Genomic DNA, 7,879 nt, shown 5'->3' with positions numbered 1-7,879 from the left:
GACGATGGGCTGGCGGCACACCGACGCCCTCGTCCGCGCGGTCGCGTGCGGCTTCGGGCTGGCCGTCGCGGGCGTCCTGCTGCACCGGCTGGAGCTCCTGCTCGTCGGGGCGCCGCTGTTGGTCAGCGCGCTGCTGGTGACGCCGCCGACCGGCCGGCCCAAGATCACCGCCGCCACGCTCGTGGATACCGCCGAGGCCGGGCGGACCAACGAGGTGACCGTGACGATGGAGCCGGGGCAGGGCGCGGTGCTGGCCGCGCTGCGGATGCCGATGCCGTCGCGCTCGGGCGTCGGGCCCGTCCACCTGCTGCCCGCGGTGAACGGGCGGATCCACGCGAAGATCAAGTGGAGCACCTGGGGCCAGTCCGACTACCTGCGCCCGGACCATCTGATGGCCGCCCACGACGCGCTGTACGTGCTGGGCCCGGTGGTCGGCCGGACCGCGAGCCACGTCGTGCTGCCACCGGTCGAGCCGCTGCCCGCCGCGCCGCTGCCGCCCCGCGCCGCCGGGCTGGTCGGCGCGCACCGCTCCGCACGCCCCGGCGACGGCATGGAGCTGCGCGACATCCGGCCCTTCCAGATCGGCGACCGGCTGCGCCGGGTCGACTGGCGGGTCTCGCTGCGGTCCGCGGCGGCGACCGGGGGCGAGCTCGTGCCGGGCACGCTGCACGTCCGCGAGCGGCACGCCGAGTCCGACGCCGACCTCGTGCTGGCGCTGGACACCACGCTCGACGTCAGCCCGAAGATCGCCGAGTGGGCGGAGATCGCGCGGGGCGCCGAGGCGCGCGTGCACGGCAGCCTCGACCTCGGGGTGCGGGCGGCCTGCTCGCTGGCGGCGGCGTTCCTGCGGCAGGGCGACCGGGTCGGCCTGATCGACCTCGGTCACCCGCGTGGCGGTGTGCCGGCCGGGACGGGCCAGCGGCAGCTGCAGCGGATCCGGCACTCGCTGGTGCTCTCCGCGCAGCGGGTGGCCGGTTCGGGGGAGCCGGTGCTGCGCGCCTCGCAGTACCCGCCCGGCGCGACCGTGGTGGTGCTCTCGCCGTTCATGGCGGACGAGCTCGTCGACCTGGCCGTGACGGTGGCGCGGCGCGGCAACCTGGTGCTCGCCGTCGACCTGCTGCCGGCCGACCTGGTGGCGGACGAGGAGAGCCCGTGGGGCGAGGCGGTGCGCGCCATCATGGTCGCCGAGCACCGGGTCCGGCTCGCGGTGCTCGGCGAGCACGGCGTTCCGGTCGCGCGGTGGGAGGACGGGACCGCGGTCGGCACGCTCCTGCGCGCCGCGCGGCGTAGGCCGAGGGTGCTCCGGTGACCCGCCCGGTGACTCCCGGCGCGACTCGCCGAGCGACCCGCGGAGCGCCGCTGGACGTGCCCCGGCTGGGCCGCGGCGTACCCGCCTGGCTGCTGCGTCTCGCGGTCCTGCTCACCGGGGCGCTCGTGATCGCGATCCCGTCCACCGAGGGCGCCATGTCGGGCGCGCTGTTCATCCTCTGCCCGGCGATCCTCGCCTCGGCGTACGCGCCGGCGTCCCCGGTGCCCACGGCGGTGGTCATCGGCGCGGCCGTGCTCGCGGCGCTGACCGGCGACGACCCGCTGCGGCCCGCGGTGCTGGCGTTGATCCCGGCGGTGCACCTGTTCCACCTCTCGTGCGCGTTCGCCGGCCTCGTACCGATGCGCGGCCGGCTGCACGCGCGCGCGTTCGTCCGGCCCGCGATCCGGTTCGTCGCCGTCCAGGCCGTCGTGTTCGCGTTCGTGGGGGTGGCGGCGCTGCTGCCGGTCACCGAGATCCCGGCCACGCTGGAGATCATGGCGCTGGCCGGGCTGGTGGCGGTCGGGCTGATCATCGTGTGGTGGCACCGGCACCGTGGCGACGACTCTCACACCGGGGGCGGCGGGCGATGAGCAGGTAGAGGTGCCACGATGGAGTCATGGGGCGAGCGAAGACCGCGCCGACCCGGATCCTCATTCTCGGTGGCGGCTACGTAGGGCTGTACACGGCACTCGGCCTGCAGCGGAAGCTGCGTGGCGGCGAGGCGTCCGTGACCGTCGTCGACCCGCAGCCGCACATGACCTACCAGTCGTTCCTCCCCGAGGCGGCGGCCGGTGCGATCGAGCCGCGGCACGTGGTCGTGCCGCTGCGGCGCGTGCTCAAGCGCTGCCACGTGTTGACGGTCCGCGTCACGAAGATCAGCCACGGCGAGAAGAAGGTCACCGTGGAGGCCCCGGACGGGCACCAGGAGGACATCGCGTACGACGTGCTCGTCGTCGCACTCGGCTCGGTGGCCCGGGTGATGCCCATCCCCGGGCTCGCCGAGCAGGGCATCTCGTTCAAGACCATCGGCGAGGCGATCTACCTGCGCAACCACGTCCTGTCCAAGTTGGACGCGGCGAGCAGCTGCGCCGACGACGAGCTGCGCCGCAAGCTGCTGACGTTCACGTTCGTCGGCGGCGGGTTCGCGGGCATCGAGGCGCTCGGCGAGCTCGAGGACATGGCGCGCTACGCGACCCGCTACTACGAGAACATCGAGCCGTCGGACCTGCGCTGGGTGCTCGTCGAGGCGGCCGGGCGGATCCTGCCCGAGGTGCGGGAGAGCCTGGGCGTCTACACGGTGCTGCAACTGGAGCGGCGCGGCATCGAGGTGTATCTGTCCACTCTGGCCGAATCGTTCGAGCACGGGCACGTGATCCTCTCGGACGGCACGGAGTTCGACAGCGACACGATCGTGTGGACCGCCGGCGTGAAGTCGAACCCGGTGCTCGCAAGCTCGGACCTGCCCATCGACGACCGCGGCCGGCTACGTGCCAAGGCGACGTTGCAGGTGGACGGTGTGGCCGACGCGTGGACCGCGGGCGACAACGCCGCGGTGCCGGACCTGTCGCGAATCGACGAGGACCCGGCCGCGCTGTGCGCGCCCAGCGCCCAGCACGCGGTGCGCCAGGCCAACCTGCTGGCGAAGAACATCGTGGCCGTGCTGCGCGACCGCGAGCCCAAGCCGTACTTCCACCGCAACGTCGGCTCGGTCGCGACCCTGGGGCTCCACAAGGGAGTCGCGGACGTGTACAACGTCAAGGTCAAGGGCTTCATCGCGTGGGCCATGCACCGCGGCTACCACGTCGCGCGGGTGCCCACGTTCAACCGGAAATTCCGCGTAGTAGCCGACTGGTTACTGGGTGGACTGTTACGGCGTGAGGTCATCTCGATGGGTCAGATCAACAATCCGCGGGCCGAGTTCGATCGCGTCTCCCGGGCCTGACCACGCCATTTCCGGGCGTTGCCCCGGGTAGCCTTACCGAGCCATCTTCGGGTACAGCTAAATGGCGTATCCCGGGTTGGTCCAGCGGACCCAAGTTGTGGGAAACCCGTCCGTAGCCTAGTGATCACGGCTTAGGCTGCGCCTGCCCCCGTAGCCCAACTGGCAGAGGCAGCCCCCTTAAAAGGGGTGGAGTGCCGGTTCGAATCCGGTCGGGGGCACCGCGATCCGGCAAATTTTCTCGCCATCGCGTCGCGACTGTTAGCAATTGTTTTGACACTCAGCGTGGCGCGCATTCTCGACCCATTTTCTTCGCGAGTCCAACCCTCCCGACCCGCGAGTCCAACGCTCCCGACCCGCGAGTCCAACGCTCCCGACCCGCGAGTCCAACGCTCCCGACCCGCGAGTCCGACACTCGCGGTTGACACGGTGGACTGCCACGGCGCATAGTGAACCTGAAGGTTAATTAACTAGGTGGTTGAGCCCATGAGCGTTGATCAGCTGAGTGCCACGTTCGCCGCGCTGGCCGACCCGACCCGACGAGCGATCCTGGCCCGGCTGGCCAAGGGCGAGGCCACGGTCACCGAACTGGCCGCGCCGTTCGAGATGAGCCTGCCCGCCGTCTCCAAGCACCTGAAGGTCCTCGAGCGCGTAGGCCTCATCGCCCGCGGCCGCTCCGCGCAGTGGCGGCCCTGCCGGCTCGAGCCAGGGCCGCTGCGGGACGCGAACGAGTGGCTGGCGAGCTACCGGCGGTTCTGGGACGGCGGCTTCGACCGCCTGGACGAACACCTGCGCGAGCTTCAGCGCGGACAGGAGGAGCAGAAGGATGCGGACGATGAATGACCCGGCCACCGATCACGAGCTCGTGATCACCCGGCTGTTCGACGCGCCGCGCGAGCTGGTGTTCCGGTGCTGGACGGAGCCGGATCACCTCGCCGAGTGGTGGGGGCCGACCGGGTTCACCGCGCCGTCGGTCACGGTGAACGCGACCGACGGCGGTACCTGGCGGACGTGCATGCGCGACACCGAGAGCGGCCGCGAGTACTGGGCGAGCGGTGTCTACCTGGAGATCGTCCCGCCGGAGCGGCTCGTGTTCAGCTTCCGGTGGGACCGGCGGGAGGACCAGCCGGTCGAGGACACCCTGGTCACGATCACCTTCGCCGAACGCGACGGCAAGACCGAGATGACCTTCCACCAGTCCGGCTTCGCGACCGTGGCGTCCCGCGACGGGCACGCCGAGGGCTGGACCGAGACCTTCGACGACCTGCACGGCTACGTGCGACGCGGGCGGTCGTCCGAGACGTACGAGTCGTGATGGGAGCTGTGATGAGCCTGCCGAACGTGGTCTCCGCGCGGGAGTGGCAAGCCGCGCGGGATGAGTTGCTGGTCAAGGAGAAGGCGGCCACGCGAGCGCTCGACGCCCTGGGCGCCGAACGCCGCCGGCTGCCGATGGTCGAGATCACGAAGGACTACCGGTTCGAGGGCCCGGACGGCACGCGGTCCATGGCCGACCTGTTCGATGGCCGCCGCCAGCTGATCGTCTACCACTTCATGATGTTCGCCGGCGACGACCACCGCTGTCCCGGCTGCTCGCTGCTGGTCGACAACATCGCCGACCTCGCCCACCTGCACGCACGGGACACCACGCTGGTGCTCGCCTCGCCCGCGCCGCGTTCGGAGATCGAACCGTTCCGGCAACGGATGGGCTGGACCGTGCCCTGGTACACGGGCACGCAGGAGTTCGCCGACGACTGCGGCTCCGGGCGCGGCTTCGGCATCAGCGTGTTCCTCCGGGACGGCGAACGGGTCTACCGCACCTACTTCACCACCGGCCGGGGCGGCGAGTTCGTCCTCGCCACGCTGCGATGGCTGGACCTGACGCCGCTCGGCCGCCAGGAGGCCTGGGAGGAGGCCGGCCACGGCGACAGCGCCCCGGGCAGTTGGTGGCGCCTCCACGACGAGTACTGAACTGAGAGGCCGCGCGAGTAGGCATGGCGGCGCCCGCCGCACCGCGATGCATCCACCTCGATCACGGCGGGCATCCACCTGGCCCACTCGCGCGGCCTCTTATGTGTAAATCACGGTAACGTGTTCGGTCATGACTCGTGAGCCGATCGAGGTCGCGTTCGAGCGCCGGGGGAGCGGCAGCCCGCTCGTCCTGCTGCACGGCATCGGTCACCGCTGGCAGGCGTGGGAGCCGGTGCTGGACCGGCTGGCCGCCGCGCACGACGTGATCGCCGTGGACCTGCCCGGCTTCGGCAGCTCCCCGCCGCTGCCCGAGGGACGCGGGTACGACATGCCGAGCGCGGTGCGGGCGTGCGCGGACATCTTCGCGGATCTCGGACTGGACCGGCCGCACGTGGCGGGCAACTCGCTGGGCGGGGTGCTCGGTCTGGAGCTCGCCTCGCGCGGCCTGGTCTCGTCCGCGACCGCCCTGGCGCCGGCCGGGTTCTGGACGCCGCGGGACCGCGCGTGGGCGCTGTGGGTGCTGCGGATGATCAGGAGGAGCGGCCGGCTGCCCGGCGGGACGCGGCTGCTGCGCCGGCGGTACTTCCGGCTGGTCGCGGGCGCTCTGCTCTACGGGCACCCGTCGCGGACGACCGCGGAGATCATGCTCGCGGACCTGGTGTCGATGGTCGGCTCGCCAGCGTTCGACCTGGTCGCCGCGGCCGGGCGGGACTACGTCTACGACTCGCCCGCGCCGTCGGTGCCGGTGGCCGTGGCGTGGGGGACGCGGGACCGGGTCCTGTGGCCGCGGCAGGCCCGGCGGGCCGCGGAGCTGCTGCCGCGAGCCCGGCACGTGTGGCTGTACCGCTGTGGGCACGTGCCGATGATCGACGAGCCGGAGCACGTGGCGTCGCTGATCCTCGAGACCTGCGCGGCGGCGTCGGAGTCGGAGGCGGCTTGAGCTCGTGCGCGCTGGAGGTTGCAGAATCAGCGCCATGGAAGATCGCCTCATGGCCCTGCTGAGCGGTACCCGGAACGGCGTGCTGACGACGATCAAGCGGGACGGCCGCCCGCAACTGTCCAACGTGTCGTACACCTTCACGGACGGCGTCGTGCGCGTCTCGGTCACCGCTGGCCGGGCGAAGGTCGCGAACCTGCGCCGCGACCCGCGGGCGAGCTTCTACGTGTGCGCGCCGGACTTCCGCTCGTACGTGGTGGCCGAGGGCACCGCGCGGCTGACCGCGGTGGCGAAGGACCCACAGGACGAGACGGTCGAGGAGCTGGTGGACGTCTACCGCGGGATCACCGGCGAGCACCCGGACTGGGACGAGTACCGCGAGGCCATGGTCAACGACGCCCGCCTGGTGATTCGCCTCCCGGTGACCAGGATCTACGGCGCGATCGTCTGACCGCCGGTCGCGGGACTCGCGGGAGTCGTGACCGCCGAGCCGTTAGCGCTTCGCCGGCTGGGAACCCGGTTGGGACCGGCGGGCGCGCTGTGGCGGGACCCGTTCGCCGTTGCCGGATCCCGAGGACTCGGGTTTCCAGGCGGGGTCGGCCTTGCCGGGCTTGGCGGCCGGGGTGGTCGTCGGCTTGGTCGCGGGTTCGGTGGCCGGTCGGGTCGGTGGCTCGACGGGGGACTCGGTCGAGTCGGTGGCCAGCTCGGTCTCCGGCAGGCCGGGCTCGGGCCGGGGAACGGGCATCCGCTCAGGAGTCGGCTCGGCCACCGCGTCGGGCGTCGGCTCTGGCGCCGGCTCCGTCGCCTCGGGTGGCTCGGGCGCATCGGGCCGGGTCGGCGGCTCAGGCATCGGGAGCTGGCCCTCCTCGGTCAGCTCCGCCTCCTGCTCCGTCGGCTTCAGCAGGTCGACGCTGCGTTCCAGCAGCTCCTGCGTACCGCGCAGCCGCTCGGAGAGCTCCGTTCGCACCTTGGTCAGCCGCTTGACCTGCTCGGAAACCGTCGCCATGCGTTGCTTGGCCTCGACCTCGGCATCGCGCAGCTTCTTCTCGACCTCCGCCACGCACGCCTCGCGCCGCTGCGTCAGCTCACGCTCCAGCGCCGCCCGCTTCGCGTTCATCGACTCGGAGAACTCCCGGTCGATGCGCACCCGGTCGCGCTCGGCAGCCGCGTCCAGCTCGCGGCGGCGGCGCTCGGCGACCGAGGTCAGCTCCTCGGCCTGCCCACGTGCCGCGGTGATGATCGACTTGTGCGTGGCGTGGATCTCCGCGTGCTGGCCGTCCAGCTCGGTCAGCATCCTGCGGTACTTCTCCCGCAGCTCGCTCGAGGCCTTCTCCGCCGCCGCCCACGAGTCCTCCGCCGCGGCCCGCGCCCGCGTCGTGATCTCGCTGGCCTGCGACTTCGCTACATCCACCAGCCGCGCGGAGCTCGCCGACGAGTCCGCGTCCGGCGTGCCGAGCGCGTCGAGCCGCTCGGACAGCGCGGCGATCTCACGGCGCGCGATCTCGAGCTCGCCCTGCAACTCGGCGACCTGCTGACGCGCCTCGGCGCGGTCGGCGTCGGCGCGCTCGGCCCGGTCGGTCAGCTCGCGCACATGGGTCTTGACCTGGGTTCGGTCGAAACCGTGGCGGGTCACGGTGAAGCTGACATCCGGCGGAAGGTGGTCATCAGCCATGAAGTGACCGTACCGGTGTGAGCGCCGACCGCAACAGGATCAAACGTCGTAGTC

9 protein-coding genes and 1 tRNA gene are annotated in these 7,879 nt (G+C 71.9%); 9 read left to right on the top strand and 1 reads right to left on the bottom strand.

The features are described from left to right. The 9 genes from ACRDTB_RS15755 to ACRDTB_RS15715 all read left to right on the top strand — a co-directional run. Positions 1 to 1,309, top strand: a 1,309-nt coding sequence (locus ACRDTB_RS15755) for a DUF58 domain-containing protein (RefSeq protein ID WP_431431032.1), incomplete at its 5' end; no start/stop codon positions are given. Next, positions 1,306 to 1,899, top strand: coding sequence for a hypothetical protein (locus tag ACRDTB_RS15750; RefSeq protein ID WP_431431030.1), 594 nt, complete (start codon positions 1,306 to 1,308; stop codon positions 1,897 to 1,899). The genes ACRDTB_RS15755 and ACRDTB_RS15750, both read left to right, overlap by 4 nt. A 26-nt stretch (positions 1,900 to 1,925) precedes the next feature. Then, a complete protein-coding gene (locus tag ACRDTB_RS15745; RefSeq protein ID WP_431431029.1) occupies positions 1,926 to 3,251 on the top strand; it encodes an NAD(P)/FAD-dependent oxidoreductase in 1,326 nt (441 codons plus the stop codon). Positions 3,252 to 3,395: 144 nt separating this feature from the next. Further along, a tRNA-Leu gene (locus ACRDTB_RS15740) sits at positions 3,396 to 3,469 on the top strand. Positions 3,470 to 3,734: 265 nt separating this feature from the next. Further along, complete coding sequence (locus tag ACRDTB_RS15735; RefSeq protein WP_431431028.1) at positions 3,735 to 4,091, top strand: ArsR/SmtB family transcription factor; 357 nt, start codon at positions 3,735 to 3,737, stop codon at positions 4,089 to 4,091. Next, a complete protein-coding gene (locus tag ACRDTB_RS15730) occupies positions 4,075 to 4,563 on the top strand; it encodes an SRPBCC family protein (RefSeq protein WP_431431027.1) in 489 nt (162 codons plus the stop codon). Before ACRDTB_RS15735 ends, ACRDTB_RS15730 begins: the two co-directional genes overlap by 17 nt. An 11-nt stretch (positions 4,564 to 4,574) precedes the next feature. Next, a complete protein-coding gene (locus ACRDTB_RS15725; RefSeq protein WP_431431026.1) occupies positions 4,575 to 5,216 on the top strand; it encodes a DUF899 domain-containing protein in 642 nt (213 codons plus the stop codon). A gap of 130 nt (positions 5,217 to 5,346) precedes the next feature. Further along, positions 5,347 to 6,156 (top strand): alpha/beta fold hydrolase, encoded by an 810-nt coding sequence (locus tag ACRDTB_RS15720; protein ID WP_431431025.1) that lies wholly within the window; start codon positions 5,347 to 5,349, stop codon positions 6,154 to 6,156. Positions 6,157 to 6,190: 34 nt separating this feature from the next. Next, entirely contained in the window at positions 6,191 to 6,604 is a 414-nt protein-coding gene (locus ACRDTB_RS15715) for a PPOX class F420-dependent oxidoreductase (protein ID WP_431431024.1), read from the top strand. Between the two features lie 42 nt (positions 6,605 to 6,646). Here ACRDTB_RS15715 and ACRDTB_RS15710 read toward each other — a convergent pair whose 3' ends face one another. Continuing rightward, the gene (locus ACRDTB_RS15710) at positions 6,647 to 7,825 is read right to left on the bottom strand and encodes a hypothetical protein (protein ID WP_431431023.1); all 1,179 of its coding nucleotides are present in this window, start codon (positions 7,823 to 7,825) and stop codon (positions 6,647 to 6,649) included. Positions 7,826 to 7,879: the final 54 nt, after the last annotated feature.

It is taken from the genome of Actinophytocola sp. (assembly GCF_050699935.1).
GTDB lineage: Bacteria > Actinomycetota > Actinomycetes > Mycobacteriales > Pseudonocardiaceae > Actinophytocola.
This window is presented reverse-complemented; position numbering and strand designations above follow the sequence as displayed.

Bases quoted from the DNA above. Each gene is read 5' to 3' on its own strand.
- ACRDTB_RS15735 (WP_431431028.1), top strand. From the start codon at position 3,735: ATGAGCGTTGATCAGCTGAGTGCCACGTTCGCCGCGCTGGCCGACCCG.
- ACRDTB_RS15720 (WP_431431025.1), top strand. From the start codon at position 5,347: ATGACTCGTGAGCCGATCGAGGTCGCGTTCGAGCGCCGGGGGAGCGGC.
- ACRDTB_RS15725 (WP_431431026.1), top strand. From the start codon at position 4,575: ATGAGCCTGCCGAACGTGGTCTCCGCGCGGGAGTGGCAAGCCGCGCGG.
- ACRDTB_RS15715 (WP_431431024.1), top strand. From the start codon at position 6,191: ATGGAAGATCGCCTCATGGCCCTGCTGAGCGGTACCCGGAACGGCGTG.
- ACRDTB_RS15745 (WP_431431029.1), top strand. From the start codon at position 1,926: ATGGGGCGAGCGAAGACCGCGCCGACCCGGATCCTCATTCTCGGTGGC.
- ACRDTB_RS15710 (WP_431431023.1), bottom strand. From the start codon at position 7,825: ATGGCTGATGACCACCTTCCGCCGGATGTCAGCTTCACCGTGACCCGC.
- ACRDTB_RS15730 (WP_431431027.1), top strand. From the start codon at position 4,075: ATGCGGACGATGAATGACCCGGCCACCGATCACGAGCTCGTGATCACC.